At 65.4% G+C, this 26841-nt stretch carries 23 protein-coding genes, 3 tRNA genes and 3 pseudogenes; 20 read left to right on the top strand and 9 right to left on the bottom strand.

Features of this window, described 5'->3' with window-relative positions; all coding sequences use genetic code 11:
* Positions 1–105 (top strand): annotated as a pseudogene (locus tag FBY36_RS20495) (sugar phosphate isomerase/epimerase); the annotation flags it as partial.
* A 115-nt stretch (positions 106–220) separates the two neighbouring features.
* On the opposite strand, the gene xylB reads toward FBY36_RS20495, so the two are convergent.
* Together xylB and xylA are read right to left on the bottom strand one after the other, a co-directional pair.
* On the bottom strand, positions 221–1654 hold the full coding sequence (gene xylB / locus FBY36_RS20490; protein WP_142122409.1) for a xylulokinase: 1434 nt from the start codon (positions 1652–1654) through the stop codon (positions 221–223).
* A gap of 3 nt (positions 1655–1657) precedes the next feature.
* Positions 1658–2845 carry a xylose isomerase gene (xylA, locus tag FBY36_RS20485; RefSeq protein ID WP_142122407.1) on the bottom strand — a complete coding sequence of 396 codons (1188 nt, stop codon included), beginning with the start codon at positions 2843–2845 and terminating at the stop codon, positions 1658–1660.
* Positions 2846–2992: 147 nt separating this feature from the next.
* Here xylA and FBY36_RS20480 point away from each other — a divergent pair, with 147 nt between their 5' ends.
* From FBY36_RS20480 to FBY36_RS20965, 4 genes and pseudogenes are all read left to right on the top strand, one after another.
* Positions 2993–4219, top strand: coding sequence for an ROK family protein (locus FBY36_RS20480; protein ID WP_142122405.1), 1227 nt, complete (start codon positions 2993–2995; stop codon positions 4217–4219).
* 503 nt (positions 4220–4722) lie between these two features.
* Positions 4723–5814 (top strand): acyltransferase family protein, encoded by a 1092-nt coding sequence (locus FBY36_RS20475; RefSeq protein WP_142122403.1) that lies wholly within the window; start codon positions 4723–4725, stop codon positions 5812–5814.
* A 110-nt stretch (positions 5815–5924) separates the two neighbouring features.
* On the top strand, positions 5925–6125 hold the full coding sequence (locus tag FBY36_RS21210; RefSeq protein ID WP_235008918.1) for a helix-turn-helix domain-containing protein: 201 nt from the start codon (positions 5925–5927) through the stop codon (positions 6123–6125).
* A gap of 85 nt (positions 6126–6210) precedes the next feature.
* Positions 6211–6379 (top strand): annotated as a pseudogene (locus tag FBY36_RS20965) (IS481 family transposase); the annotation flags it as partial.
* A gap of 280 nt (positions 6380–6659) precedes the next feature.
* On the opposite strand, the gene FBY36_RS20465 reads toward FBY36_RS20965, so the two are convergent.
* Positions 6660–6732, bottom strand: a tRNA-Arg gene (locus FBY36_RS20465).
* 206 nt (positions 6733–6938) lie between these two features.
* On the opposite strand from FBY36_RS20465, the gene FBY36_RS20460 reads away from it, so the two are divergent.
* The 3 genes from FBY36_RS20460 (at position 6939) to ettA (ending at position 10051) form a co-directional block, all read left to right on the top strand.
* Positions 6939–7490, top strand: a complete 552-nt coding sequence (locus FBY36_RS20460; protein ID WP_142122401.1) for a single-stranded DNA-binding protein — start codon at positions 6939–6941, stop codon at positions 7488–7490.
* A 250-nt stretch (positions 7491–7740) separates the two neighbouring features.
* Positions 7741–8307 (top strand): DUF6993 domain-containing protein, encoded by a 567-nt coding sequence (locus FBY36_RS20455; protein ID WP_142122399.1) that lies wholly within the window; start codon positions 7741–7743, stop codon positions 8305–8307.
* A 61-nt stretch (positions 8308–8368) separates the two neighbouring features.
* On the top strand, positions 8369–10051 hold the full coding sequence (gene ettA, locus FBY36_RS20450; protein ID WP_142122397.1) for an energy-dependent translational throttle protein EttA: 1683 nt from the start codon (positions 8369–8371) through the stop codon (positions 10049–10051).
* A gap of 123 nt (positions 10052–10174) precedes the next feature.
* On the opposite strand, the gene FBY36_RS20445 is transcribed toward ettA, so the two are convergent.
* On the bottom strand, positions 10175–11095 hold the full coding sequence (locus FBY36_RS20445) for an acyl-CoA thioesterase (protein WP_142122395.1): 921 nt from the start codon (positions 11093–11095) through the stop codon (positions 10175–10177).
* A 63-nt stretch (positions 11096–11158) separates the two neighbouring features.
* Between FBY36_RS20445 and FBY36_RS20440 the strand changes: the two genes are divergently transcribed.
* Entirely contained in the window at positions 11159–11818 is a 660-nt protein-coding gene (locus FBY36_RS20440) for a hypothetical protein (RefSeq protein WP_142122393.1), read from the top strand.
* A 44-nt stretch (positions 11819–11862) separates the two neighbouring features.
* Here FBY36_RS20440 and FBY36_RS20435 read toward each other — a convergent pair whose 3' ends face one another.
* Entirely contained in the window at positions 11863–12321 is a 459-nt protein-coding gene (locus FBY36_RS20435) for a globin (protein ID WP_142122391.1), read from the bottom strand.
* 1 nt (position 12322) lies between these two features.
* Positions 12323–13006 (bottom strand): mechanosensitive ion channel family protein, encoded by a 684-nt coding sequence (locus tag FBY36_RS20430; protein WP_142122389.1) that lies wholly within the window; start codon positions 13004–13006, stop codon positions 12323–12325.
* A 67-nt stretch (positions 13007–13073) separates the two neighbouring features.
* Between FBY36_RS20430 and FBY36_RS20425 the strand changes: the two are divergent.
* Positions 13074–14073 (top strand): annotated as a pseudogene (locus FBY36_RS20425) (NAD-dependent epimerase/dehydratase family protein).
* On the opposite strand, the gene FBY36_RS20420 reads toward FBY36_RS20425, so the two are convergent.
* Positions 14070–14543 (bottom strand): OsmC family protein, encoded by a 474-nt coding sequence (locus FBY36_RS20420; RefSeq protein WP_142122387.1) that lies wholly within the window; start codon positions 14541–14543, stop codon positions 14070–14072. The pseudogene FBY36_RS20425 and the gene FBY36_RS20420 overlap by 4 nt on opposite strands.
* Positions 14540–17113 carry an aminopeptidase N gene (pepN, locus tag FBY36_RS20415; protein WP_142122385.1) on the bottom strand — a complete coding sequence of 858 codons (2574 nt, stop codon included), beginning with the start codon at positions 17111–17113 and terminating at the stop codon, positions 14540–14542. The genes FBY36_RS20420 and pepN overlap by 4 nt, the downstream gene beginning before the upstream one ends.
* A gap of 172 nt (positions 17114–17285) precedes the next feature.
* Here pepN and FBY36_RS20410 point away from each other — a divergent pair, with 172 nt between their 5' ends.
* From FBY36_RS20410 to FBY36_RS20395, 4 genes are all read left to right on the top strand, one after another.
* Positions 17286–18305, top strand: a complete 1020-nt coding sequence (locus FBY36_RS20410) for a hypothetical protein (RefSeq protein WP_142122383.1) — start codon at positions 17286–17288, stop codon at positions 18303–18305.
* Between the two features lie 87 nt (positions 18306–18392).
* The gene (locus tag FBY36_RS20405) at positions 18393–18887 is read left to right on the top strand and encodes a ribose-5-phosphate isomerase (RefSeq protein ID WP_142122381.1); all 495 of its coding nucleotides are present in this window, start codon (positions 18393–18395) and stop codon (positions 18885–18887) included.
* Entirely contained in the window at positions 18887–19846 is a 960-nt protein-coding gene (locus FBY36_RS20400) for an Fpg/Nei family DNA glycosylase (RefSeq protein ID WP_142122379.1), read from the top strand. Before FBY36_RS20405 ends, FBY36_RS20400 begins: the two co-directional genes overlap by 1 nt.
* A gap of 169 nt (positions 19847–20015) precedes the next feature.
* On the top strand, positions 20016–21146 hold the full coding sequence (locus FBY36_RS20395) for an IS1249 family transposase (RefSeq protein WP_160141923.1): 1131 nt from the start codon (positions 20016–20018) through the stop codon (positions 21144–21146).
* Between the two features lie 160 nt (positions 21147–21306).
* Here FBY36_RS20395 and FBY36_RS20390 read toward each other — a convergent pair.
* Positions 21307–21380, bottom strand: a tRNA-Gly gene (locus tag FBY36_RS20390).
* A 130-nt stretch (positions 21381–21510) separates the two neighbouring features.
* Here FBY36_RS20390 and FBY36_RS20385 point away from each other — a divergent pair.
* From FBY36_RS20385 to FBY36_RS20360, 6 genes are all read left to right on the top strand, one after another.
* A tRNA-Pro gene (locus tag FBY36_RS20385) sits at positions 21511–21585 on the top strand.
* Between the two features lie 81 nt (positions 21586–21666).
* Positions 21667–23061 carry a trigger factor gene (gene tig, locus FBY36_RS20380; protein WP_142122374.1) on the top strand — a complete coding sequence of 465 codons (1395 nt, stop codon included), beginning with the start codon at positions 21667–21669 and terminating at the stop codon, positions 23059–23061.
* 233 nt (positions 23062–23294) lie between these two features.
* The gene (locus FBY36_RS20375; protein ID WP_142122739.1) at positions 23295–23918 is read left to right on the top strand and encodes an ATP-dependent Clp protease proteolytic subunit; all 624 of its coding nucleotides are present in this window, start codon (positions 23295–23297) and stop codon (positions 23916–23918) included.
* Between the two features lie 36 nt (positions 23919–23954).
* Entirely contained in the window at positions 23955–24614 is a 660-nt protein-coding gene (locus FBY36_RS20370) for an ATP-dependent Clp protease proteolytic subunit (RefSeq protein WP_018769476.1), read from the top strand.
* Between the two features lie 177 nt (positions 24615–24791).
* Positions 24792–26072, top strand: a complete 1281-nt coding sequence (gene clpX / locus FBY36_RS20365) for an ATP-dependent Clp protease ATP-binding subunit ClpX (RefSeq protein ID WP_142122372.1) — start codon at positions 24792–24794, stop codon at positions 26070–26072.
* Between the two features lie 14 nt (positions 26073–26086).
* On the top strand, positions 26087–26701 hold the full coding sequence (locus FBY36_RS20360) for a mycothiol-dependent nitroreductase Rv2466c family protein (RefSeq protein ID WP_142122370.1): 615 nt from the start codon (positions 26087–26089) through the stop codon (positions 26699–26701).
* Positions 26702–26841: the final 140 nt, after the last annotated feature.

The raw sequence follows: 26841 nt of genomic DNA, 5'->3' as shown, positions 1-26841 counted from the left end.
ATCGAAGTGGAAATTTTCAATCAGGAGATCTGGGACACGGACGGCAGCACCGTCCTGGCCACAGTGAAGGAGCGCTACGCGGAGCTTGTCCTCCCGTACGCCTGACCTGATACAGACCGCGGGCTCCTGCTACGTCACGGCAGGAGCTCGCGCCCCACATGGAAGGACCCGGACCCGCGGTGGATTCACCACCGCCGGTCCGGGTCCTTTTTTCATACTGCTACTTATTGCTGTCCTGGGTGTAGAGCGAGGCGAAGCGCCGGTACCTGGCCAGCACGCCGCCGTCGTCCGTCCCCTGCGGAAGGTCGACGGCGTCAGCCGCCCAGGCGGGGAAATGTCCGGTAAGCGCCGCCGCTGCCTGCCGTGCAGCTCCGTCGGCCACATACTCACCCGGCTGCGGCACCGTGATGACGGTTCCCAGGAGGGCCGCCGCGGCTTCCTGCACGGCGGTGGACTGTGCGCCGCCGCCCACCAGGATGATGCGGCGGGCAGAGACGCCCTGGGCCTGCAGTGCTGCCAGGCCGTCGGCCAGGGAGCAGACCACGCCTTCGACGGCGGCGCGCGCCAGGTTGGCAGGGGTGTAGTTGGCCCGGGTAATGCCATGCAGGGAACCCGTGGCGTCGGGCAGGTTGGGCGTCCTCTCCCCGTCAAGGTAGGGGACCAGGGTAAGTCCTCCGGCGCCAGGCCCGGCAGACAGGGCCAGCCGGTTGAACTCCGGCAGGTCCACGCCCAGCAGGGCAGCCGTGGCATCGAAAACGCGGGTGGCGTTCAAGGTGCAGACCAGCGGCAGGTAATGCCCGGCAGCGTCGGCAAACCCCGCCACAAGCCCCGCGGGATCTGCCGCCGGGGTATCCGAGACGGCAAAGACCGTGCCCGACGTGCCCAGGGACATCACGACGTCGCCCAGGCCCGCACCGGCACCGAGCGCGGCGGCCGCGTTGTCCCCGGCACCCGCAGCCAGAAGGCTGCCCTCCGGGGTGCGTCCGGCCGCCTCCAGCGGGCCAAGGACCCTGGGGACGGCCGGAACGTGCCCGAGCGCCGCGGACAGGACGTCAGGAAGGTACCGGCCCTCCGTCGTCGAGTAGTACCCGGTGCCGGAGGCATCGGAGCGGTCCGTGGCCAGGGCGGCGAGCCCTTCGGCCCCACTGCCTGGGCCGAAGCCCGCAAGCCGCCAGGTCAGCCAGTCATGCGGAAGGCAGACGGCGGCCACCTTCGCCGCGTTCTCCGGTTCGTTTTCTGCCAGCCAGCGCAGCTTGGTCACGGTCAATGAGGCAACGGGAACAGTGCCGGTGGCGCGCGCCCAATACTCCGCACCGGCGGCGGGATCACCGCCGCCGGCACTCCTGATGAGCTCCGCGGCCGCCCCGGCGCTGCGGGTGTCATTCCACAGCAGCGCCGGGCGGATGATGGCACCGTCGCTGTCCAGGCAGACCATGCCATGCTGCTGCCCGCCCACCGAAACGGCGCTGACGTCATCCAGCCCGCCGGCGTCGGCCACCGCCTTCTGGAGGGCCGTCCACCAGTGGTCCGGATGAACCTCGCTCCCGGCAGGGTGCGTGGCGCGGCCCTGGCGGACCAGTGCTCCGGTGTCCGCATCGCGGACCACCACCTTGCAGGACTGGGTTGAGCTGTCGATGCCTGCGACGAGCACCATGGCCTAGCGGGCGCCCAGGAGGTGTTCGATGGCGAGCTGGTTGAGGCGGACGAACGCGAAGGAGCGTTCGGCGGCCTTGTCGGCGTCGAAGTCCTCAAATGCCGTGGTGTCGCCCAGCAGGTCGGCGGTGGTTTCGCCGGCGCTGAGTGTGGGCTCGCCGAGTTCGAAAACGCCGGAGGCCGTGAGGGCTTCCTGCACCTGGGGGTCGGCGCGGAAGGCCAGCGCCCGTTCCTTCAGCAGCAGGTACATGGCCATGTTGGACTTCGCGGATTCCCAGACGCCGTCGTAGCCGTCGGTGCGCGAGGGCTTGTAGTCGAAGTGACGGGGGCCGTCGTACTTGGGGCCGCCGCCGGGGAAGCCGTTCTCGAGGAGGTCGACGGTGAAGAAGGCGCTGGTCAGGTCGCCGTGGCCGAAGACGAGGTCCTGGTCGTACTTGATTCCGCGCTGACCGTTGAGGTCGATGTGGAAGAGCTTGCCTGCCCACAGGGCCTGGGCGATGCCGTGGGTGAAGTTCAGTCCGGCCATCTGCTCGTGCCCGGTTTCGGGGTTCAGGCCCACGATGTCGCCGTGCTCCAGCTGGGCAATGAAGGCCAGGCCGTGGCCCACGGTGGGCAGGAAGATGTCGCCGCGGGGCTCGTTCGGCTTGGGCTCGAGGGCAATCCGCAGGTTGTAGCCCTTGTCCTTGATGTAGCCGGCGGCGGTGTCCACGCCTTCCTTCATGCGGTCCAGGGCGGCGGCGAGGTCCTTGGAGCCGTCGTATTCGCTGCCTTCCCGGCCGCCCCACATCACAAAGGTTTCGGCGCCGAGTTCGGCGGCCAGGTCGATATTGCGCAGGACCTTGGACAGGGCGAAGCGGCGGATTGACCGGTCGTTGGAGGTGAAGCCGCCGTCCTTGAAGACCGGGTGGCTGAAGAGGTTGGTGGTGACCATCGGAACTTTGAGCCCGGTTTCTGCCAGCGCTGCCCGGAAGTTCTTGAGGATCAGGTCCCGCTCTGAAGCAGAGGCATCGAACGGCACCAGGTCGTTGTCGTGGAAGGTGATGCCGTAGGCACCGAGTTCCGCCAGGTGGTGGACGGCTTCCACCGGGTCAAGGGGGGAGCGGGTGGCGACGCCGAACGGATCGGCGCCGGTCCAGCCGACGGTCCAGAGGCCAAAAGTGAATTTGTCGGCGGGGGTGGGCGAGAGAGTCATGATGCGTCCTTGCGATCGTGCGCTCCGCGGGGTTGCGAAGCTTTAGTTCATTGCCTGAACTATATGAGCGGACGTAGGGTGGGGTCAAGAGTCCGGGCTGGAAACAGCTGGAAAATTTGCGAGAAGCCTGACCCGTGGAGGTTTGTGATGGTGATGCCGGCGCCTGCAGTGGCGGGGCCGGGAGGCTCAGCCCCCGGAAGCGTGGGCGATGTCCGGCGCAGCAACCTGGCACTGGTCCTGGGCGCCATCGCCGAGTTCCCGCCCGGCGCCCACCCCAGCCGCGCCCAGGTGGCCGCCGCCACCGGCCTGACCAAGGCGTCGGTGTCCAGCCTGGTGCTGGATCTCCTGGACGCAGGGATCATCCGGGAGATAGGCCTCAACCCGCAGGGGCGCGGCCGGCCGGGTGTAGGGCTGGAGCTTAGCCCCAGCCGGGCCGTCATGGGGATGGAAATCAACGTGGACTACATCTCCGCAGCCGTGGTCAATCTCGCCGGGACCGTCCTGGTCCGGGAGGAGCAGGAACGAGACAACCGCAACAGCCCGGACGGGTCCGTACTGGCCGCGCTCGCAGCCCTGGCGGCCCGGGTCCGGAGCGCGGCGGGGGAGCAGGGCGTCGAGGTCCTGGGCGGCGGACTGGCTGTGCCCGGACTGGTTGACCCTGCCCTGGCGCGGGTGCTCACCGCCCCCAACCTGGGCTGGGTCAACGTGGACCTCGACCTTGACGCCCTGCTGCCCGAGGCCCCCCTGGGCGTGGAGCTGTTCAACGAGGCCAATGCCGCAGCCCTTGCCGAACTGCGGCACCGGCCGGACGGCGCGTCCAACTTCCTTTTCGTCTCCGGTGAAGTGGGCGTCGGCGGCGGGATTGTCATCGGATCCGAGCTGTTCACCGGGCCGCACGGCCACGCCGGCGAGGTGGGGCACATAGTGGTGGACCCTGACGGAGGTCATTGTTCGTGTGGGGGAACCGGCTGCCTGGAAACGGTTGCCGGCCAGAATGCCATCTTCACGGCAGCCGGACTGGCCCCGGATGGGGCTTCACGGTCGGCCCATATGTCCGCCCTCATGCAGGCGCTGCAGGCCGGGGAGCCCCGGGCAGTGTCCGCCGTCGAACGGGCCGGCCGCTGCCTGGGCATAGCACTTGCCTCGGCCGCGCGGGTGGTCAACATCGAATCCGTGGTCCTTGGCGGCCACTTCGCTGTCCTCGAACCGTGGCTGCGCGCCCCGTTGCTGGCGGGGCTGGAGAAGTACGCGCCGGGCAAATATGCCTCCAGCCGTGTGACGGTGTCCCTGGTGGGCGAGTCGGGCGCCCTGCTGGGGGCAGCCGGCAGCGTGACCCGCTCCCTCGTGGAAGCACCGCACCGGCTGCACGCGTAGCAGCCAATGCACAGCGCCCCGGTCCGAAGACCGAGGCGCCGGGCACCGCGGTGCCCCAGGAGGGAATCGAACCCCCGACCGGCGGATTAGAAGGCCGCTTCTGGTCACCTCCTGAATAGAGCTGAAAGCTTCCGTCATCGCCCGGAAAGTGCCCTAACTCGAATTGATAACCATGGTCGCTCATTTCGTGGTGGGCAGCGTTCACTGTCGTCATTCAAAGACATTTCCAGTGAGGTGATAACAACGGGCCTGTACGGGCTGACGCTTAAGCGCTAATTGACATTCTCAGACAAGCTTCCGGCCGAGATTTCGGTCGATTTTGGGAACAGTTTCTTCCCACTGTCAAAAGTGAGGCACGGACGCCGTAAGCTGCCCGTCATGTCGAACGCGACCCACCTCTTTCTATATCGAGGCACGTTCCAATAATGAACGTAATCGGCCTTATGCGCCGCTAGGATAGGAAACAATGCGCCTTCTGGGTGGCGCTTTTTTCGGGGGGTCTCATGTCCTTGCAGACGACATTTCAGCCGCGCCACAATTCTCTGAACGCACTACGACTACTACTCGCGTGGCTTGTGATTGTCTCGCACTCAACAGCGCTCGGTGGATACGGCGACGAATTGCGCGTCGGGGGTGAAACCTTGGGAGGGTGGGCCGTATTTGGATTCTTCGGGATCTCGGGGTACCTCATCACGCGCAGCCGCGTGGGGGCTAAACGAGTCAGTGACTACTACCGGGCACGAACGTTGAGGATCTTTCCCGGCTACGTCGTCTGCCTGCTCGTAGTCGCCTTCGCGATAGCTCCCCTGTCTCATCTGTTCGGCTCCACTGGCCGCTATGAACTTCTCGACGCGGTCAGCTGGTCCATTCGTAACTTGCCGCTCTACCTGCCGTTCATCAACCAGCCTGGGATATCCGATACCCTTGCAGGCGGCGTCCCGTTCCCGAACACCTGGAACGGCGCTCTTTGGACCATCGGATACGAATTCTTCTGTTACCTCGCGATCGGGATTCTCGTTTCTGTTGCGAAGAGAAGGCATTTGGGTCCGATCCTCATCGCGTGCTTCGCCTCCTTGACCGCGGTTCGCCTGCTTGCCGCCGTGCAGATTATCGCCCTCCCGCAGATGCTGGCAGGTGTCATCCCATTGGGCATCTCGTTCTCAGCAGGGGCACTCCTATTCATCTACGCTCAACGGGTTCGGCTAAGCAATGTCACGGCAGCCATCTCATTCGGAATGCTCTTGGCCTTGATATGGGCGGGAGCTGCGACGCCACTCGCTCACCTACCGTTCGCCTACCTCATGCTGTGGCTCGGTCAAAAACTCCCTTGGCAGAGCGTCGGGTCCAAATATGACATCTCATACGGTGTGTACATCTACGCGTGGCCCGTGCAGCAATGCCTGGCCCTGGCATTTCCTGACCAAGCATTGCCGTACTGGGCTTTCGTTGCTGCCACAACCATCCTTGTGATCCCCTTCGCTTGGGCAAGCTGCAAATTTATTGAACAACCCGCTCTCCGATTGAAGGCGCAGCAGGTCGCGAGCGGGGGGCTTAGAGGTGGACAGGACCGTCTAATTGCCCGGCATGCCCGGTAAGGCCAAAGGCCGGTGTTAGTTAGTTCCTGGGCGGTCAGTCGACGGGCATGCTGTGGGAGCCGATTTAAGCGTCACCGCTGAGTCACACCTGGAGCGGCTGACCATGATGTATGCCGGAACAAAGAGTCATCGTTTTCGCTGCCCGTAACCAAGGTCTGACGGTTACCGACGCTGCCCTTCACTATGGAGTCAGCCGCCGCTTGGTCCGAGAACTGCTCCAGCGCGAAACAGAAGGAGGCATCGCAAGGGTGGAAACCCGGACCCAACGCCCCCAAAGCAACCGGCACAGGGATCCTGAACTTCCTCGGTGACCACTCCCGCTACTTGTTCGCCTGCACCAGTTCAACCCCTGATCGTCACCGCCGTTGTCACCACGTTTCGGGGTGCTTTGCCGATCTCGGGCTTCCTGCCTGAATCCTGCCCGATAACGGTTTGGTCTTCACCCCCGCCTGGCCGGCGGGAGGTGCGGCCAGAACACCTTCGAACACCCACTCCACGCCTTGGGCAGCAGAAGAACGGCGCTCCGAACCATCCGCAAACGCAAGGCAAAATCGAGCGGTTCCATGGACAGGATCGACAAGTTCGGCAAACTCACGCTCCACCACGCAGGCCAATTCCGCCACATATGCATCGCCATCGGCCCAGCCCACACGCGGAATGACCTCCCGGTGCTCATCCACCAGGCAGGTGTCATCATCAGCGACGCGGCCACCGGAGAAATCACCATCGAACCCACCGGAAACTACCAACCACGAAAATCGGGGCAAAGAACACCCCGGTCCGAAGACCGGGGTGTTACGGATAACTCGAAACATCCGCGAAGGAAGTCCCAACTCACCACGCGGTGCCCCAGGAGGGAATCGAACCCCCGACCGGCGGATTAGAAGGCCGCTGCTCTATCCCCTGAGCTACTGAGGCGTTGACTTCCGGCCATCAGGCCGGCGCCTCAAAAAGTTTACATTGCCCGGCTGCCGGCCGTGTCATCACGCGGCCACTCCTCCTCCACATCCGCTGTCCGCAGGAACGTTGTCCACATAGAACAACATGTACCTCCTGCCCGCTGTTGTCCGGCGCGATGCTGGTCTTGCCTGCTACAGGCGCCACCATCCAGACAGGACATAGACATGAGCGAATCGATCACCATCCGGGGCTTCGTGGCCACGGAGATAACCAGTTCCACCACGCCGGGGGGAGTGGCAACAGCTTCCTTCCGCATCGGCTCCACCACACGCCGTTTTGACCGCGAATCCAGGACCTGGGGCGACGGGCACACCAACTGGTTCACGGTGCAGGGCTACCGCCAGCTTGCCGGAACCCTGGGCTGCAGCATCAGGAAGGGCCAGCCGGTCATCGTCGTGGGCAAGCTGAAGATCCGCACCTGGGAAAAGGACGGGCGGGTGTACCACTCCACCATCATCGACGCCGACGCCGTGGGGCACGACCTCACGTTTGGATCGGCAAACTTCATCCGGACCGCTTCCAGGCCGGCACTCTCCCTGGTGGAGCAGCCGCCCGCCCCGGAGGACGTCCCCGGAATGGACCAGATGCCGGACGAGCCGGAAGACCGCGAAGACGAAAATCCCGAAGACCACGGCCCTGCCGCCATTGTCGTTGAGGACAACGACGGAGGCCTCGCCTCCCTTGACCTTGAAACGGGGGAACTGGCCGAAGTCTAGGAAAGAAGCATCAGGTATCAGCGTTCCCCTCCAGTCCCGGGCGGGCTGAATGGCGGCACCCCCGGCCGTCCTCCGCCCGCCCGGCCAAACCAGGACGACATCAAGCCGGTTGCCGACTTGCTGGCCGACGAAAAAGCCCAATGTGGCGTTGCCCGGTGCGCGAATGGCCCTCGAGGCCCGTGTATCCCTGGCTCCTGCAGATCTCAGCCGCCCAGCCGGTTCATGCCGGCAGCCATGGCACAATGACACCATGCGTCCCACCCCTTACCGCCGGCAGAACAATCGGGCGGGTGCAGCACTTGCATGCGCCGTCCTGGCCAGTCTCCTGTCAGGCTGTGTTGCCGGGCCCTCCGGGAACGGAGCGGCAACCGAGGACAGCAGCGGAGGGGCATCGTCTCCGGCAGCGGCTGCCGGCCCTGATGCCAAGCAGCCGACCACGCAGGCCACCGGCCCTGCGGGGCAAGGCGCCGGCGCCAGTAGCGAACCGCTGGCCGATACATCCGGCGGTGCGTCAGCGGCCGCAGCTGCCGCAACCGACACGGTGAAACGGACCGTAACGGATACCCTGACCAAACTGGCCACTGGGATGCCGAAACCGGCTACTGCCCAGGTCAGCGACGCCCTGACCGGAGCGGGCATCGCAGCGTCGGCTCTCCAGGTCTCGCAAAGCCGGACTCCCACCGGACTGGAGGCGGACGCCATCGAAGCGGCCGTGCTGGAGGGCAAGGACTGCGTCATTGGGCAGGTACGTGAAGGCGCCGTGACCGTTACGGTCCTTCCGGTACTGGCCAGCGGCAAGTGCTTCGTGGGTTCCTGATCCGGATAACCCGTCGGCTGCAAATGTGAGATCTGCCCGCCAACCCACTAGATTTGAGACCATGGCGGAATTTATCTACACAATGACCAAGGCCCGCAAGGCTGTTGGCGAAAAACTCATTCTTGATGACGTAAGCATGTCCTTCTTCCCGGGCGCCAAGATTGGTGTTGTGGGCCCGAACGGTGCCGGTAAGTCCACCATCCTCAAGATCATGGCCGGGCTGGACCAGCCCTCCAACGGTGAGGCCCGGCTCAGCCCTGGCTACAGCGTGGGCATCCTGCTCCAGGAACCGCCCCTGAACGAGGAAAAGACCGTCCTGGGCAACGTCCAGGAAGGCGTGGGCGAGATTTACGGCAAGATCCAGCGCTTCAACGAAATCTCCGAGGAAATGGCCAGCCCCGACGCTGACTATGACACCCTCCTCGACGAGATGGGCAAGCTGCAGGAGGCAATCGACGCCGCCGACGCCTGGGATCTTGATTCCCAGCTGGAGCAGGCCATGGATGCCCTCCGGTGCCCGCCGGCCGATGCCGACGTCACCAACCTGTCCGGCGGTGAGCGCCGGCGTGTGGCGCTCTGCAAGCTTCTCCTTCAGAAGCCCGACCTGCTGCTCCTCGACGAACCCACCAACCACCTGGATGCCGAGAGCGTGCTGTGGCTTGAACAGCACCTTTCCAGCTACCCCGGCGCCGTCCTCGCCGTCACCCACGACCGGTACTTCCTGGACCACGTGGCGGAATGGATCGCCGAAGTGGACCGCGGCCACCTCTACCCGTACGAAGGCAACTACTCCACCTACCTGGAGAAGAAGCGCGCCCGGCTGGAGATCCAGGGCAAAAAGGATGCCAAGCAGGCCAAGCGCCTCGCCGAGGAACTTGAGTGGGTCCGGTCCAACGCCAAGGGCCGCCAGACCAAGTCCAAGGCCCGCCTTGCACGGTACGAGGAGATGGCCGCCGAAGCGGACCGGACCCGCAAGCTTGACTTCGAGGAAATCCAGATCCCGCCGGGACCCCGCCTGGGCGGCCTGGTGCTGGAGGCGAAGAACCTCCAGAAGGGCTTTGAAGACCGGACGCTGATCGACGGGTTGTCCTTCACCCTGCCCCGCAACGGCATCGTGGGCGTCATCGGCCCCAACGGCGTGGGCAAGACCACGCTGTTCAAGACGATTGTGGGCCTGGAACCGCTGGACGGCGGCGATCTCAAGATCGGCGATTCCGTCAAGATCTCCTACGCCGACCAGAGCCGTGGCGGCATCGACCCCAACAAGACCCTGTGGGAGGTTGTCTCCGACGGACTCGACTTCATCCAGGTGGGTAACGTGGAGATGCCGTCCCGCGCGTATGTGGCCGCTTTCGGCTTCAAAGGCCCGGACCAGCAGAAGAAAGCAGGTGTCCTGTCCGGTGGTGAGCGGAACCGCCTGAACCTGGCCCTGACCCTGAAGCAGGGCGGAAACCTGCTGCTCCTCGATGAGCCCACCAACGACCTCGACGTCGAAACCCTCAGCAGCCTGGAAAACGCGCTGCTCGAGTTCCCCGGCTGCGCCGTGGTGGTCTCCCACGACCGGTGGTTCCTGGACCGTGTAGCCACCCACATCCTGGCCTATGAAGGTGACGAGGAGAACCCCTCCAAGTGGTACTGGTTCGAGGGCAACTTTGAATCCTACGAGGAGAACAAAGTGGAGCGCCTGGGGCCCGATGCCGCCAAGCCGCACCGTGTTACCCACCGCCGCCTGACCCGCGACTAGCGCCCGGCGACTCGTAAAGCATAAAAGGAAGGCCGGCATCTGATCTGGACTGATCAGGTGCCGGCCTTTCCCATGCAAGGATCCGCCGGCGCCACGGCTTGGGCCGGTGCCGGGGTGCTGGTCCTACGTGTCCGCGGGGTCGGCGGGAACGCGCACCATTCCCTCCTGCGCCACCGTGGCCACGTGCTGGCCGTCGCGGCTGAAGATCCTGCCGGTGGCCAGGCCGCGTGCGCCCTGCGCGCTGGGCGACTCCTGGACGTAGAGCAGCCATTCATCCACCCGCGCCGGGCGGTGCCACCACATCGCGTGGTCCAGGCTGGCAACATTCATGCCGGGGGTGATCCAGCTAAGCCCATGCCGCCGAAGGATGGATTCGAGCAGTGTGTAGTCGCTGGCGTAGGCCAGGGCGGCGCGGTGCAGATTGGAGTTGTCCGGCATCGGCCCGAACGTCTTCATCCAGACGGCATTGCGGGCCTCCCGCGGCCCCTCTGCCGAAACGTACAACGGCGTATCGACATGGCGGATGTCGAAGGGCCGCTCATACGCCCAGTGCCGGGCCACCGGATGGTCGAACCGTCCCAGCAGGTCTGCGGTGCTGGGCAATGATTCGGGGTCCGGGATCCCTTCCGGCATCGCCAGCGAATGCTCGATCCCTTCGTCCTCGCCCTGGAAAGAGGCAATCATGGACAGGATGGGCACCCCGTCCTGGTAGGCGTGGACACGCCGGGCGGAAAACGACCGGCCGTCGCGCAGCCGCTGCACACCGAAGGTAATGGGCTTGTTGGCATCACCGGGCCGCAGGAAGTAGCCATGCATTGAGTGGACGAATCGTTCAGGATCCACTGTCCGGATGGACGCCACGAGTGACTGTGCCAGGACCTGCCCGCCGAACACCCTGTGGTGCGGCTGCTGCTGTGAGGGGCCCAGGAAAATATCCTCGTCCGTCCGGGCGCCCTCAAGCTCACCAAGGTCCAGCAGTTCGATCAGCGATGAGGTGGGGTCTCCGCTTGGCGGGGCCAGGAGTCCGGCTTCGGCTTCAGTCATGGTCCGACTCTAGACGGCGCCCGGGGAGCCACTCAACCGGAGCGCAGCCGGTAGTGTTTAGGTGTGTCTGAACTTCTCACCTCGTCCTTCCGTTTCGCCGATCCCCGGGATCTCGCCGACCTGAGGACGTTCGCCACCAGGGCCAAGGCCATCGACGACGGCGCCATCCGGCTGCAGGCCGCCGGTTCGGTGCTGGCCGCCTACGTGTGTGTCCTCCGGCCCAGGCTCCTGGGTGAATCGACCCCCACCATCCTGGGCCTACGCACCATGGCGCTTGCGGAACCATCCGGAACGGATGTCACCGTTGCCCTGTCCGCCGTCCTGGACCGGCTGGCACGTGCGGGGGAGAACGACGTCGAATTGCCGGTTCCGCCAACCACCGTCACCGAATCATGGACGGGAGTGGGCGCCCCACGGGGTGGATGGGAGTTGCTGGGGGCTGTCAGTGACGCAGGCTTGAAGGCGGCAGCTGAAGGCGGCATCGCGGAAGTGGCAGGGATTGTGCCGGACAAGCCGGGCGCCCTCATCGTGAACAACGCCCGGGCGGCTGTGTGGGGCCGGGAACTGGACAGCACAGGCCTGCCAGCGGGAGCGGCCTTTGCGGCTTTCGCGCTGGGGTTCCTTGCTGACGGCGACCAGAAGCTGTACCGCGCCGGCCGCTGGTTCCGGCTGACCGGTCCACGCGGCCACGTCCTGGCACGGACCGGCAGCGGCCTGCTGTAGCTCAAGGCGGCCAGGACCATTCCAGGCCGCGGTCCGGGAGGGGTTCAGGCCTCGGAAGCGCTGTTCACCATGGACAGCGCCGCCCGCTCCATGTACTCCCACAATGTGCCCTCGTACAGCGGTGGCAGCTCCAGGGCGTCCACGGCGGTGCGCATGTGGAACAGCCAGCGGTCCTTGGCCTCGGGCGTCACCTTGAACGGCGTGTGCCGCATGCGCAGGCGCGGGTGGCCGCGCTCCTCGCCATAGGTCGTGGGCCCGCCCCAGTACTGCTCGAGGAACATCAGGAATCGGCGCTTTGCAGGCGCCAGGTCCTCTTCCGGATACATCGGGCGGAGCAGCGGATCGGTGGCCACGCCGTCGTAAAAAACATCGATGAGCTTCACGAACGTCTCGTGGCCGCCCACCGCGTCATAGAAGCTGTCGGTGTAGCCCGGCTTGCTGAACGGATCGTTCTGCATCAACTGGGGCCGCTGCGCTGGGCGCGGTTCAATGGGAAGCGACATGCTATTCCCCGGCTTTCTGGTCTGTCTTCTTGGTCTCAACATGGGCCGAGCCCTGGTCGGTGGTCCCGTCGTCGGACTCGTGCAGCGGAACGTACCGGCCCTGCGAGCGGTTGCCCACGCGGAGGATCTCACCGTTGCGCAGGTACCAGATGGCGCCGTCGTCGGAGCGGACGCGGGTGATCCGCAAACCCATGGACTCCACCACGCCCACCACTTCGCTGGTCTCGATGACATCGCCAATCCCGTACTGGTCTTCAATGGTAATGAAGATGCCGGCCAGGAAGTCGCGGATCAGCTGTTGGGCGCCGAAGCCGATGGCCACACCCAGGATACCCACGCTGGTCAGCAGCGGTGCGATGTTGATGTCCAGGTTCTGCAGGACGTACATGCCGGTGATGACCACCACCAGCACGCCCACCACGCTGTTCAGGAGTGAACCGATGGTTTCTGCGCGCTGTACCCGCCGCTCATGGTCCAGGGCGCGGATGGCCGGCGCCACCCATTTAAACATCGGCTTCTTGAAGAAATTGCTTCCGGAGGCAATGCGCCTGGTGATGCGGGAGATGATGAACGTGGCCACCAGCCAGACGGCGACGCCGATGCCCAAGCTGATCACGATGCCTGGGATGCTGACGCCATCGGGCTGGGTTGTGGCAGGGGGAAGGATGGACAACATGCTGACCATGGGTGGAAATAGCTCCTAGGGATATTGCTCTGTTCTCATTCAACCCTAGCCGCCGTAGCGTGGGGCAATGCGCATTCTCATTCTCGGCGGAACTGCCTTCCTCTCCAGGGAAATCGCCAGCCAAGCAGTTGCCGCAGGGCATGACGTGACGTGCCTGGCGCGGGGAAACATCGGCCGAACCGCCGCAGGGCACCCACTGGGTCAGGGCCGACCGCTCAACGGGTCCGGCCGCCTACTCGGAAGTCGCCGGCGAATGGGATGCGGTGGTCGAGGTTGCCAGGGATCCCGAGCCTGCCCGGCAGGTGTTGGCCGGCCTTGCGGACAAAGCAGGGCATTGGACTTTTGTCTCCAGTTGCTCGGCGTACGCGGACCACTCCGTCCCGGGAGCGGTGGAAGACGCGGAGCTGCTGCCGGCGCTCGCCCCGGGGGAGACGTCTATGCCGGAAAACTACGGCGAGTCCAAGGTTGCCATTGAAGAGGCCACCCTCAACGCAACAAACGGCAGGGCCCACCTGTGCCGGGCGGGGCTGATCAGCGGCCCCGGTGACCCCACCGACCGCTACGGCTACTGGCCCGCCCGCTTTGCCCGTAATGGCGGGCCGGTGCTGGTCCCGGACGTCGGCCACCACCCCACGCAGGTGATCGACGTCCGTGACCTGGCGGCCTGGATCCTGCTCGCTGCGGAGGAAGGGATCACCGGTCCACTCAACGCCATGGGGGACCAGGTGCCCTTTGCCGAACTCATCAGCGCCTGCCGCGAAGCGTCCGGCTTCAACGGCATCATCAGCACCGCCGGTGAAGAGTGGCTGGTGGAACCGGGCGCCAACTACTGGTCCGGGCCGGAGTCCCTGCCGCTCTGGCTCCCGCCCGGCCACGATGGCTTCATGGCCCGCAGCAACCGGAACGCCAAGGCGGCAGGAATGGTGCTTCGGCCCTGGCGGGATACCCTGGCTGCCACCTTCGACGATGAACGCATCCGCGGGCTGGACCGGCCCCGGAAGGCCGGCCTGTCGCCCGCCACGGAACGGCGCCTCGTGGAGATGCTCCACAACGGAGGCGGAGCCTAAGCCGCCACCGTCACGGGCTGATGCTCCACGGGGAAATTCACGCTGCGCGCGATGAAGCAGACCTGGTTCGCCTCGTGGTGCAGGGACGCCGCCAGGCCGGCCTGCCCGGGATCGGCCACCGTCACGTGCGGATGCAGCACCACCCGCTCGAACTGGCCGCTGCCGTCCCGGTTCAGCCGCATCAGCCCGGTTGCCTCGTCCCGGTAATCGGTGACTACCACGCCGTGCTTCACGGCCACGTGCAAATAGGACAGCATGTGGCACTGCGCCAGCGCAGCCAGGAGCAGCTGTTCCGGGTTGTAGCGTTCCCGGTCCCCGTGGAATGTCGGGTCCGCCGAGCCCTTAAGGACCGGCAGGCCCGGAATGAGCACGTCGTGGTCCCGGGAATAGGCCCGGTAGGACGACGTGCCGTCACCCCGGTTGCCGGTCCACTGGACTGTCAGCGCATACCAGTGCTCATCAAGGCTCACTGCGGACTGCCGTCCTGGACAACATCGGCGGCCCGGGCACGCAGGGCGCGCGCAACGCCGTCGCGGTTCTCCAGCATCATCCGCCGCAGCGCGGCGCTTTCCGCCGGCAGCGACGCCAGGAATCCGTCCGTGCGGTCGATGGTGCCCTGCGTGGTCAGCAGCGCCGGGTAGAGGCCGACGACGATCTGCTGGGCGAGCGCGTGCGTCCGGGTTGCCACGATGCCCGGCACGGCCGCGAAGTACTTTTCCGCGTACGGTTCCAGCAGCGTGCGGTCCAGCACGCGCATGAAGCCCGCTACCGCCGATCCCTGCAGCGCGTTGGACAGCTCGCCCTTGACCACGATGGATTCCCAGGCCGCGGCCTTCGCCTCGGGGGTGGGGATGGCCGCCTTGGCCAGGGCCGCCGCATTCTGACCGCTGGAGGTGTTGTCCCGCGCCAGTTCGGCGTCGATCCCGTCCTGTCCCATCCGGCCGCCGGCCACCAGGGATGCCACGAGTTCCCACCGCAGGTCCTGGTCCACGGCCAGCCCGTCCAGGACTACCGAACCGTCCAGGAGGCCGGCCACCCGGTCCAGCTGGGAGGCGCTTCGGGCCAGCAGCGCGAAGGACTTGATGAACTGCAGCTGTGCGTCGGATCCGCCGGGAACTTCAGAAGCCAAATCCCAGAGCCGGTCAACGGCGGCAACCGCAGTGGCTTCGCGGTGTTCCTCGGCCACATAGAAGTTGAGGGTGGTGGCCAGCTGGCGCAGCTGGACCAGGATCACGGAGGAGTCCGTCTCCGCGGCGACGTTGGACAGGATCAGCTCCACGTACTTCCGGGCAGGAGTCTCGCCGTCACGGGCTGCATCCCATGCGGAGTTCCAGACCAGGGTCCGGGGCAGGCTGTCACCGAAATCCTTGAGGTGGGCGGTGGCGGTGGCCAGGGACTTGGCATCCAGCCGCACTTTGGCGTACGCCAGGTCGTCGTCATTGATGAGGATCAGGTCCGGCTGGGCCAGGCCGGCCAGTGCCGGCACTTCGGTGCGTTCGCCGTCGACGTCCAACTCCTCACGGTGCACCCGGGTGAGCTTGCCGTCGCTGTCCAGATTGTAGAAGCCCACGGCAAGGCGGTGGGGACGGATGGTGGGCCACTCGGGCACTGCGGACTGCAGGATTGCGAAGGACCGCAGCTTACCCTCGGGATCCACGTCCAGTTCCGGGCTCAGCGTGTTCACGCCCGCCGTTTCCAGCCACTGCCGGCCCCAGTCGTCCAGGTCCCGGCCGCTGGCTTTTTCCAGCTCCACCAGCAGGTCGCGGAGTTCGGTGTTCTGCCAGGAGTGCTTGGCGAAGTACTCGCGGACACCTGCCATGAACTGTTCGGGGCCAACCCAGGCCACCAGCTGCCGGAGCACCGAGGCGCCCTTGGCGTAGGTGATGCCGTCGAAGTTGACCTCCACGTCCTGCAGGTCGTTTATCTCGGCGAAGATCGGGTGAGTGGTGGGCAGCTGGTCCTGGCGGTAGGCCCAGGACTTCTCCACTGACGCAAAGGTGGTCCAGGCGCTGGTGAAGGACGTGGCTTCCACCGCTGCCAGGTGGGACATGTATTCGGCGAAGGACTCGTTGAGCCACAGGTCGTTCCACCACCGCATGGTCACCAGGTCGCCGAACCACATGTGCGCCAGCTCGTGGAGCACGGTGATGGCGCGGCGCTCGATCTGGGCGCCGGTAACCTTGCTGCGGAAAACGTAGCCCTCCAGGATGGTCACGGCCCCGGCGTTCTCCATGGCGCCGGCATTGAACTCCGGCACGAACAGCTGGTCGTACTTCTCGAAGGGGTAGGGGCAGCCGAACTGTTCCTCGAAGAACCCGAAGCCCTGCCGCGTGAGTTCGAAGATGTTCTCTGCATCCAAGTACTGCATCAGCGACTTCCGCGCAAAGACACCGAGCGGGATGACGCGGCCGTCCGAGCTGGTGACCTCGCTGCGGACGGACTGGTACGGGCCGGCGATCAGGGCCGTGACGTAGGAGGACAGGCGGGGCGTCGGCGCGAACGTCCACACGGAGCGGGCCGAGCCGTCTTCTGCCGGGGCAGCTTCCTCCGGAGATGGTGTGGGGGAGTTTGAGATGACGTCCCAGTGCGACGGCGCCGTGACGGTGAAGGCGAAGGTCGCCTTCAGGTCCGGCTGCTCGAAGACGGCGAACATTCGGCGCGAGTCGGGGACCTCGAACTGGGTGTACAGGTAGACCTCGTTGTCCACCGGGTCCACGAACCGGTGCAGGCCTTCCCCGGTGTTCATGTAGGGCAGATCGGCCACCACGGTCAGCTCGTTGTGCTCGGCCAGGCCGGGAAGCTGGATCCGGACACCATCCGATACGGCGGCCGGATCGAGGCTGGTGCCGTTCAGGGTCACGCTGTGCACGGTCCGGGTCACTGCATCGATGAAGCTCGCTGCACCCGGTGATGCCGTGAATCGCACGGTGGTGGTACTGCCAAAGACCTCTCCGCCGCGGGTCAGGTCCAGGCTGACATCGTAGGACTCGACGGTGATCAGTTCGGCGCGCTCACGGGCTTCGGCGCGCGTCAGGTTCATACCTGGCAAAGGAGGGCCTCCAGAAAAGTTCGGCTGCCGGCCGGTGGTCCCGGTTCCGGCACTGTGATGCATTCTTTCATCCTTGGGATCCTTGGCAAGTTGTGCAGCTCACAGCCGCCTCCGTTGCCCTCATCGCGGTTGGCCAGGCGGCCGCAGGGGTAGCGTTAAATACATGGGAAAGCTGCTGGATTCGGTGGACACCAAGGCGATGCGCTTTGCTGTCGGGTTCCCCCTCGTCCTGGCCGCCGCCTTCGTCTACTGCGCGTTCCTGCTGCGTCCGGACCTTCCGGATCCACTCGCAATCCAGTGGACGGACGACGGCGGTGCCAACTTCGCGCCTTTCGGCGCCTATGTAGGGGTGGGCGCCGTAATCATTGTGGTAGCAGGCTGGCTGGTACTCCTCCAGGCCGTGCCGCTGGGCAGGCCGGTGATGATGCGCAGGATCATGATGGGGGCGGGGCTGTTCCTCAGCCTGTTCATTACCTCTGCCCTTGCCGCCGGCCTCATCGGCCAGACCGGGCTGGCCGATGCCCGGCAGTCGCATGTGGACATGACAGTCCTCGCGCTCGGCAGCGGCGCGGCCGTGTCGCTGGGCGTCGCCATGGCCATGGTCTACAAGGCCGACCGGCAATGGTCGCCGGACGACGACCGCGCGCTGCAGGCCGCCATCACCAGGGAACTGGACCCCGACCTTGCCCGGGACAGCATCCGGCTCTGGGTCCACGCCAGGAGTTCGGTCTTTGTCATGATCGCCATCGCCTCCCTGTTCCCGGCGGCCCTCATCGCCCTGGCGGTGCCGTGGCTGGGACTCCTGCTGGTGGTTCTGGCCCTCGTCGGGGCGGCGTTCCTCTTCGCCCGCATCCGGGCGGACCGGCGCGGGCTGAAGGTCCTGCTGGCCGGGGTAGTCCCCGTCATGGATGTGCCCGCCGGTGCCATTTCGGATGCCAGCGCCGCGGAAGTGCGGGCCGCGGACTATGGCGGATGGGGCTACCGGCACCACCGCGGGACCGCCGCCATGCTGGTCAGCAGCGGCCCCGCCGTCGTCGTGAGCAAGACGGACGGCCAGCGCCTGGCCGTCAGCGGAGGCAGCCAGGACTCCGCCGCGCGGCTGGCCGAAGTCCTCACCCGGGTAGCCGCCAGGGCCCGCGGCGGCGGAAGCGCTCCACCCGCCGAAGGGCGTCCGGAGTCCTGATCAGGGCCGCTCCTAGTATCCTTATCGGTGTTGTTCCGGCCTCCATACGGCGGGCCGCCAGCTCCCACAACCGAACGGACTTTGCACGTGACTTCTTCCCCTGCCTTCCCGCGGGTCCACATCGCCACCGACCATGCAGGCATGGAGCTCAGCGCCCACCTGGTGTCCCACCTGACCGGCAGGGGATACGAGGTGGTGGACCACGGGCCCAAGGTCTACGACGCCCAGGACGACTACCCTTCCTTCTGCATCAACGCTGCGCTGGCCGTGGTTGCAGACCAGCAGGCAGGCGTCCACGCCCTCGGCATCGTACTGGGCGGTTCGGGCAACGGTGAGCAGATCGCCGCCAACAAGGTCAAGGGCGTCCGCGCGGCCCTCGCGTGGAACCTTTCCACCGCCACCCTGGCCCGGGAGCACAACGACGCCAACGTGGTGGCTGTCGGCGGACGCCAGCACACGGTGGAGGAGGCCACGGAACTGATCGAGGCGTTCCTGTCCGAGCCGTTCAGCAATGACGAACGCCATGTGCGCAGGATCGGCAAGATTGCGGCCTACGAGGCAACCGGCGAGGTCATCGAGTAGTGCCTGAGGGCCATTCCGTCCGCAGGCTCGCCCGCCAGTTCGGCGACGTCTTCGCGGGTGACACGCTCGCCGTTTCCAGCCCCCAGGGCAGGTTCAGCGGGGGAGCGGCGCTGCTGGATGGGCATAGCCTGCTCGCGGCCGAGGCGCACGGAAAGCACCTGTTCCTGCATTTCGACAACGCGTTGGTGCTGCACGTCCACCTGGGCCTGTACGGTGCCTGGAGCTTCGGCGGTGACAGCACCTTCACCGGAGCCTCCAGCATTGGTGCGCCGCGGCGCGTCGGCGAGCAGGAGGCCTTCGCTGACGGGGACGACGGCGGCGGCGCGCCATACGCGGGCCCGCCGGCGCCCGTCGGGGCGGTGCGGGTCCGGCTCGCCGGGAGCCACGGCTGGGCCGATCTTCGGGGGGCCACCACCTGCGAAACCATCACCGCAGCAGAAGCCCGCGCCGTACTAGCGCGGCTGGGACCTGATCCCCTGCGGAACCTCCGCGGCGACGCAGGCCGTTTTGCTGCCAACGTCCAGGCGCGGAAGGCGCCGCTGGCCGCCCTGCTGATGGACCAGAAGGTGATTGCCGGCGTCGGGAACGTCTACCGCGCGGAAGTCCTGTTCCGCCGTCGGCTGGACCCCTGGCTGCCCGGAACGTCACTCCCGGACAGCGACGCCCGGAAGCTTTGGCGTGACATTGTTGCCGTCATGGGCGACGGCGTGGCGGACGGCCGCATCATCACCACGCCGCCGAAATACTGGACCCTCGATGGCACCACCGCGGCCAAGGCTGCCGCAGCCGGTGCGCCCGTCCCGCCCAAAAGCGCCCACTTCCCCGGCGGGGATGATGCCCACTTCGTCTACAAACGGCACGGCCTGCCCTGCAGGGTGTGCCGCACCGTCGTGCTCATCGCCGACCTGGCCGGACGGAACCTCTACTGGTGCCCCTACTGCCAACAGCCGCAGGACTAGCCGTTCCGCTCCAGACACGCAGAAACGGGGCACTTCGACACGGACACGGGTTATAGGACAAAACGTGTGTATGGGAGGGGCTTGCTTCCCAGTGGCGGCGGGGGAAATCAGTGGTAGCTAAGCTTTTGAAGCTTAGGGTGGCTGGGGTGCTTGCATATCTCTGGAGTGTTTGATTTGTGGTCGTGCGCTGGTTCGGAACGGGAAAACGGCTGCCGGTAAGCAGCGGTATCGGTGTCTGGAGTGCGGGGCGAGCCGTTCAGGTGAACGTCCCGATGTGAGCCGGCGGGCGGAACTGGAGGCGTTCCTGGGCTGGCTGCTGGGCACCTCGAGCCAGTCAGCGTCAACGTCGTTAGGGACGGCCCGGTCCTTCCGGCGCCGCACCTCATGGTGCTGGACCATAGCCCCGCAGATCCCGATCACGGGCGAGATCCATGACCAGATTCAGGTTGATGGCATCTATGTGGGCTCGTGGTGTTGTTTGATCGCTGTGGCCGGGGATCACGTGCTTGGCTGGCAGTGGTGCGACACCGAGAAGAAGGCGGCGTGGACTGCCCTGCTCGCCCGGTTTCCCGCCCCTATCGTCGTGATCACCGATGGCGGCTCCGGCATCGCGGCGGCCCTGTCCGAGTGCTGGAGTGAGACCGCGGTACAGCGCTGCCTGGTCCACGTCCAGCGCAACGTCCGCACCCATCTGACTGGCAGGCCCAGGACTGACGCGGGCAAGGCATTGCTGCGGCTCGGGCGGGCGCTGACGAGGATCACCACCGCGGCCGAAGCGGCGGCATGGCTGGGTGGGCTGAACGACTGGCACCAGACCTACGGGCACCTGGTTAAAGCCCGGACCTACAGAAACGGCAGCGCCGTCGTGCCGGGCTGGGTCAGGGCCAACCAGACCTGGTGGTACACCCACGACAGGCTCCGTAAGGCCTACCGGCTCCTGGAACGACTCAGTCAGGCCGGAACACTGTTCACCTACCTGCGCACCGAGTTCGCAGGCCTCCAGATCGCCTCGACCACCAACCGAATTGAAGGCGGCACCAACGCCCAACTCCGGTTACTGCTGCGGGCACATCGGGGCATGAGCGAAGACCACCGCAAACGAGCGATCGAGTGGTACCTCTACCTGCACAGCGAACAGTCCCTGCAACCGGCAAAACTCATCGAAACCCACCATCACACCCCACCCAAAACAAAGTCCAAGGCCCAGAAGGAACAGGACCCTGGCCCCGAGCTTTACAGCACCGGCCTTAGCGCCGACGAAGGGCTCTCGCACCGCAAAGGCTGGGCAGGACGCTCGTGACGCGCCCGGGATTTACACACGCTTTGTCCTATAACCCACGGACACGCCGCCCGCCGTCGTACTTTGTTGCCGTGACGCCGCCAAAGCGCCCCACGACGGTTCTTGCCGGCTCCGGCTTAAACACGAAAGGCCCCTCCGTGGAGGGGCCTTTTCGTGTCTATGGAGGGGACGACGGGAATCGAACCCGCGTAATCAGTTTGGAAGACTGAGGCTTTACCATTAAGCTACGTCCCCGAAGGAAGATCCGTTTTCGCGGAAACTCCGGGCTGGCTGTTCAAGCCGGATACAACTAAACCTAATCCATGGCCTACGTGTCAAATGTGCATTCGCGACGCGTATCACCGTAGACTTGCCTGTGCACTTACGGGGTGTAGCTCAGCTTGGCTAGAGCACCTGCTTTGGGAGCAGGAAGTCGCAGGTTCAAATCCTGTCACCCCGACTCTGCGTGACCAGGTCCGGTGGGCCTGGACATCCATTGCGTTAGCAGAAACCAATCCCACAACCCAGGAGTACTTAGACCGTGAAGAGCGCTGTCGAGAACCTCACCCCCACGCGGGTCAAGCTCAATGTTGAGGTCCCCTTTGAGGAACTGAAGCCCAGCATCGACTCGGCCTACAAGACTGTTGCGTCGCAGATCCAGGTTCCCGGGTTCCGCAAGGGCAAGGTTCCTGCCAAGCTTATCGACCAGCGGGTCGGCCGCGGCTACGTCCTGGAGACGGCCATCAATGACGGCCTCAACGGCTGGTACCAGGCTGCCGTGCAGGAATCCGGCATCCGTCCCCTGAGCCGTCCCGAGGTGGAGATCACCGAGGTTCCCGATCCCTCCGCTACCGACGGCGGCCTGAAGTTCGCCGCCGAGGTTGACGTCCGTCCCGAGATCGAACTCCCGGACTACTCCGGCATCGAGGTCCAGGTTGCGGCTGCGGAATCCTCCGAAGCCGACGTGGACAAGGCCTTGGACGAACTGCGCGGCCGCTTCGGCACGCTGAAGTCCGTGGACCGTCCCGCCGCCGACGGTGACTTCCTCACCATCGACATCACCGCCACGATCGACGGCGAGGAAGTGGACTCCGCTGCCGGCCTGTCCTACCAGGTTGGCGCCGGCACCATGCTTGAAGGCATGGACGAGGCCGTGACCGGCCTCAGCGCCGACGAGGACGCCATCTTCGACACCACCCTGGTTGGCGGCGACCACGCCGGCGAAGCCGCCCAGGTCAAGGTTGTGGTGAAGGCCGTCAAGGAACGCGAACTGCCCGAGGCGGATGATGACTTCGCCCAGCTCGCCTCCGAATTCGACACCCTCGCCGAACTCCGCGAGGACCTGGCCAAGCAGGCCGCCGACTCCAAGATCGTGGAGCAGGGCGTTGAGGCCCGCGACAAGGTCCTGGACAAGCTGGTTGAAATGGTTGAGGTTCCCGTTCCGGACTCGGTGGTCGAAGAGCAGCTCGAAGCCCACTTCCAGGAGGGCAACGGCCACGGAGACGGCGAGCACGACACCGAGGAACACCGCGAAGAAGTCCGCGCCAACACGGCCCGCGCCTTCCAGAACGAGATCATCCTTGACGCCATCGCCGAAAAGGAAGAAGTCAACGTCAGCCAGAACGAGCTGATCGACTACATCGTCACCACCGCCAGCCAGTACGGCATGGACCCCAACCAGTTCGCCCAGATCATCGACCAGAGCGGCCAGGTCCCCATGATGGTCTCCGAGGTCCGCCGCCGCAAGGCACTGGCTGTCGTCCTGGGCCAGGCCACGGTGACTGACACCGAGGGCAACACCGTTGACCTCAGCGACTTCGTCCGCCCCGGCGGCGAGGAAGCCCCCGCTGCAGAGGCAGCCGACGCTGACGCAGCCGAAGCCCCCGAGGCTGCGGTTGTCGAGGCTGAGGACGCCACCGCAGAGGCCAAGGCCTAGTCCCTAACCACCCGCAGCAGCGGCCCCTGGATCCTTCCGATCCGGGGGCCGTTCGCGTTGGACCGGAAACGGCACGGCGGTGATTCGGCCATCGTGCGCCGTCAGCGAACAGCCGTCGGTGCACGAACAAAACGCCGGGGAAACCGGTTAGTGTCCAAGTAGTGATTTTCAGTGATGTCACCGTCACCAGTGAGAGGTAAGTAAACATGTCACAGCACTCAGAGGCCCCCCGGATGGCGACCGTCGATCCTGCAGCCCAGGACAACTACATTTACAACCGCCTTCTCAAGGAGCGGATCATCTGGCTGGGCTCGGAGGTGCGTGACGACAACGCCAACGCAATCTGCTCGCAGCTGCTCCTGCTTTCGGCCGAGAACCCGGAAAAGGACATCTACCTCTACATCAACTCGCCGGGCGGCTCCGTCACCGCAGGCATGGCCATCTACGACACCATGCAGTTCATTCCCAATGACGTCGTGACCGTCGCCACCGGCCTGGCCGCGTCCATGGGCCAGTTCCTGCTCTCCTCGGGCACCAAGGGCAAGCGGTACGCCACGCCCAACGCCCGCGTCCTGATGCACCAGCCCTCCGGCGGCATCGGCGGCACGGCCTCGGACATCAAGATCCAGGCCGAGCTCATCCTGCACATGAAGAAGGTCATGGCGGAACTGACGGCGGACCAGACCGGCCAGACCGTTGAGACCATCCTTAAGGACAACGACCGCGACAAGTGGTTCACCGCCACCGAGGCCCTCGAATACGGCTTCTTCGACAAGATCGCCGCGCACGCGGGTTCGGTGTCCGGCGGCGGCGGAACGTCCAACGGGTCCTCCGGCGACTCAGCCTCCCAGAACTAACCGGCAACCAGAACACTTCGATCAGGAGCAAAGACAATGAACTACAACTTCGGGTGGTCCGCCGGCAATCTTCCGTCCAGCCGCTACGTCCTGCCGCAGTTCGAGGAGCGCACGCCCTACGGCTTCAAGCGCCAGGACCCGTACACCAAGCTGTTCGAGGACCGCATCATCTTCCTGGGGGTGCAGGTCGACGACGCCTCCGCCGATGACATCATGGCCCAGCTGCTGGTCCTTGAGTCCACCGACCCGGACCGCGACATCACCCTCTACATCAACTCCCCGGGCGGGTCGTTCACGGCCATGACGGCGATCTACGACACCATGCAGTACATCCGCCCCGAAATCCAGACCGTCTGCCTGGGCCAGGCCGCCAGCGCCGCTGCCGTCCTGCTGGCCGCCGGTACCCCGGGCAAGCGCCTGGCACTGCCCAACGCCCGCGTCCTGATCCACCAGCCGGCCCTGTCCGGCGGCCAGGGCGGCCAGGCCTCCGACCTGGAGATCCAGGCGGCCGAGGTCATGCGCATGCGGTCCTGGCTCGAAGACACGCTGGCCCACCACTCCGGCCGCACGTCGGAACAGGTCAACAACGACATCGAGCGCGACAAGATCCTCACCGCCGAAGAGGCACAGGCTTACGGCCTGATCGACCAGGTGCTTGATTCACGCAAGATCAAGCCCCAGGCAATCACGAGGTAGCAGTACGCGAAGCCGGTGCGGCCAGTTCATTTGGCCGCACCGGCCTTTTCTTTCCACCCTTGAGGGCGAATGTGACCTAGAGTGGATGTTGTCAACAAACCGGCCCCTTGGGGGCCGGCCAACGATTTCAGCAACGGTGCAGGGCTGCCTGGCAGCAGGATACTAAGGGGTTCACATATGGCTCGGATTGGCGAGAGCACGGATCTGCTGAAGTGCTCTTTCTGTGGAAAGAGCCAGAAGCAGGTGCGCAAGCTCATTGCCGGGCCCGGTGTCTACATCTGTGATGAATGCATCGAGTTGTGCAACGAAATCATCGAAGAGGAGCTCGCGGAGGTCGCAGACCTCGGCAGCTTCGAACTGCCCAAGCCGCGCGAGATCTTCGACTTCCTGCAGGAATACGTCATCGGCCAGGAGCCCGCAAAGCGTTCCCTCGCCGTCGCCGTCTACAACCACTACAAGCGCATCCAGGCGGGCCACGCGCCCAAGTCCGGGAGCCTGGGGGACAGCGCGCACCACGACGACGTCGAAATCGCCAAGTCGAACATCCTCCTTATCGGCCCCACCGGCTGCGGCAAGACCTACCTGGCCCAGACGCTTGCCCGGCGCTTGAACGTGCCGTTCGCCGTCGCGGACGCCACTGCCCTGACCGAGGCCGGCTATGTGGGCGAGGACGTTGAGAACATCCTCCTCAAACTCATCCAGGCCGCTGACTATGACGTCAAGAAGGCCGAACAGGGCATCATCTACATCGATGAGATCGACAAGATCTCCCGCAAGAGCGAGAACCCCTCCATCACCCGTGACGTGTCCGGCGAGGGTGTGCAGCAGGCCCTCCTGAAGATCCTGGAGGGCACCGTCGCCTCCGTCCCGCCCCAGGGCGGACGGAAGCACCCGCACCAGGAATTCATCCAGATCGACACCACGAATGTCCTGTTCATCGTGGCCGGGGCTTTCGCAGGCCTCGAAGAGATCATCGGCTCCCGCTCCGGCCGCAAGGGCATCGGCTTCGGCGCGCCGCTGAACGAGGCCAGCAAGAAGATTGACTCCTACGGCGAAGTCATGCCGGAGGATTTGCTGAAGTTCGGTCTGATCCCGGAATTCATCGGCCGCCTTCCGGTGATCACCACGGTGTCCAACCTGGACCGGGACGCCCTGATCCAGATCCTCTCCACGCCCCGGAACGCGCTGGTGAAGCAGTACCAGAAGATGTTCCAGATCGACGGCGTGGAGCTGGTGTTCGACGACACCGCCCTGGAAGCCATCGCCGACCAGGCCCTGGAGCGCGGCACCGGCGCCCGAGGCCTCCGCGCCATCCTGGAGGAAGTCCTGCTTCCCGTAATGTTCGATCTCCCCAGCCGCGAGGACGTGGCCAGCGTGGTGATCACTGAGGACGTGGTCCTGCGGGGCGCCGAACCCACCATGATTCCGCACGTGGCCAAGCGCCGTAAGTCTGCCTGACCGAGAGGACCTTCGTGACTGCACCTGTAAAGAGCAAAGCCGACTTCTGGTTCGACCCTCTCTGCCCGTTTGCCTGGGTCACCTCCCGCTGGATCGGCGAGGTGGAAGCCGTCCGGGACATCGAGACAGAGTGGCATGTTATGAGCCTCGCCGTCCTGAACGAGGGCCGCGACCTGGACCCCGCCTACCGGGAGTCCATGGACAACGCCTGGGGCATGGTCCGCGTGATCATCGCCGCCCGGGAAGAGCATGGCCCGCAGGTCATCAAGCCGCTTTACGACGCCATGGGCACGCTGATCCACAACCAGGGCGAAAAGGACCGGGCACAGGTCATCACCAAGGCCCTGGCTGAGTGTGGCCTGCCCGCCTCCCTGGCCGACGCCGCCACCACCGATGCATATGACGGGCAGCTACGGGCCAGCCACGAGGAAGGCATCTCGCTGGTGGGCCAGGATGTGGGAACGCCGGTGGTCGCGTTCAACGGGACCGCGTTCTTCGGTCCGGTGCTGACCCGGATTCCCCGTGGTGAGGAAGCCGGCAGGATCTGGGACGCCACCACCACCATCGCCGCCTACCCGCATTTCTTCGAGCTGAAGCGCAGCCGCACGGAGAGCCCTGAATTCGACTGAGCGCCCACCCGCCAGCCGGCGGGTGACCCGCGAAGGGCCCCGGAAGAACTACCAGAGTGTAGTTCTTCCGGGGCCCTTGTGCATGCCATGGGGCAGGAGAACAATGGTCCTTACCCACTTCGAAAGAAGCGGGACGCAGG

The organism is Arthrobacter sp. SLBN-122 (assembly GCF_006715165.1).
GTDB lineage: Bacteria > Actinomycetota > Actinomycetes > Actinomycetales > Micrococcaceae > Arthrobacter.
The sequence above is the reverse complement of the archived record's forward strand: the minus strand, read 5'-3'. Positions and strand labels throughout refer to the sequence as shown.

Excerpts from the sequence above, each read along its gene's own strand:
- FBY36_RS20445 (WP_142122395.1), bottom strand. The coding sequence starts at position 11,095 with ATGACTGAAGCCGAAGCCGGACTCCTGGCCCCGCCAAGCGGAGACCCC.
- FBY36_RS21210 (WP_235008918.1), top strand. The coding sequence starts at position 5,925 with ATGCCGGAACAAAGAGTCATCGTTTTCGCTGCCCGTAACCAAGGTCTG.
- FBY36_RS20435 (WP_142122391.1), bottom strand. The coding sequence starts at position 12,321 with ATGTCGCTTCCCATTGAACCGCGCCCAGCGCAGCGGCCCCAGTTGATG.
- FBY36_RS20370 (WP_018769476.1), top strand. The coding sequence starts at position 23,955 with ATGAACTACAACTTCGGGTGGTCCGCCGGCAATCTTCCGTCCAGCCGC.
- FBY36_RS20480 (WP_142122405.1), top strand. The coding sequence starts at position 2,993 with ATGGTGATGCCGGCGCCTGCAGTGGCGGGGCCGGGAGGCTCAGCCCCC.
- FBY36_RS20460 (WP_142122401.1), top strand. The coding sequence starts at position 6,939 with ATGAGCGAATCGATCACCATCCGGGGCTTCGTGGCCACGGAGATAACC.
- FBY36_RS20430 (WP_142122389.1), bottom strand. The coding sequence starts at position 13,006 with ATGGTCAGCATGTTGTCCATCCTTCCCCCTGCCACAACCCAGCCCGAT.
- FBY36_RS20375 (WP_142122739.1), top strand. The coding sequence starts at position 23,295 with ATGGCGACCGTCGATCCTGCAGCCCAGGACAACTACATTTACAACCGC.
- pepN (WP_142122385.1), bottom strand. The coding sequence starts at position 17,113 with ATGAACCTGACGCGCGCCGAAGCCCGTGAGCGCGCCGAACTGATCACC.
- FBY36_RS20410 (WP_142122383.1), top strand. The coding sequence starts at position 17,286 with ATGGGAAAGCTGCTGGATTCGGTGGACACCAAGGCGATGCGCTTTGCT.
- FBY36_RS20455 (WP_142122399.1), top strand. The coding sequence starts at position 7,741 with ATGCGTCCCACCCCTTACCGCCGGCAGAACAATCGGGCGGGTGCAGCA.
- xylB (WP_142122409.1), bottom strand. The coding sequence starts at position 1,654 with ATGGTGCTCGTCGCAGGCATCGACAGCTCAACCCAGTCCTGCAAGGTG.
- clpX (WP_142122372.1), top strand. The coding sequence starts at position 24,792 with ATGGCTCGGATTGGCGAGAGCACGGATCTGCTGAAGTGCTCTTTCTGT.
- xylA (WP_142122407.1), bottom strand. The coding sequence starts at position 2,845 with ATGACTCTCTCGCCCACCCCCGCCGACAAATTCACTTTTGGCCTCTGG.
- FBY36_RS20475 (WP_142122403.1), top strand. The coding sequence starts at position 4,723 with ATGTCCTTGCAGACGACATTTCAGCCGCGCCACAATTCTCTGAACGCA.
- ettA (WP_142122397.1), top strand. The coding sequence starts at position 8,369 with ATGGCGGAATTTATCTACACAATGACCAAGGCCCGCAAGGCTGTTGGC.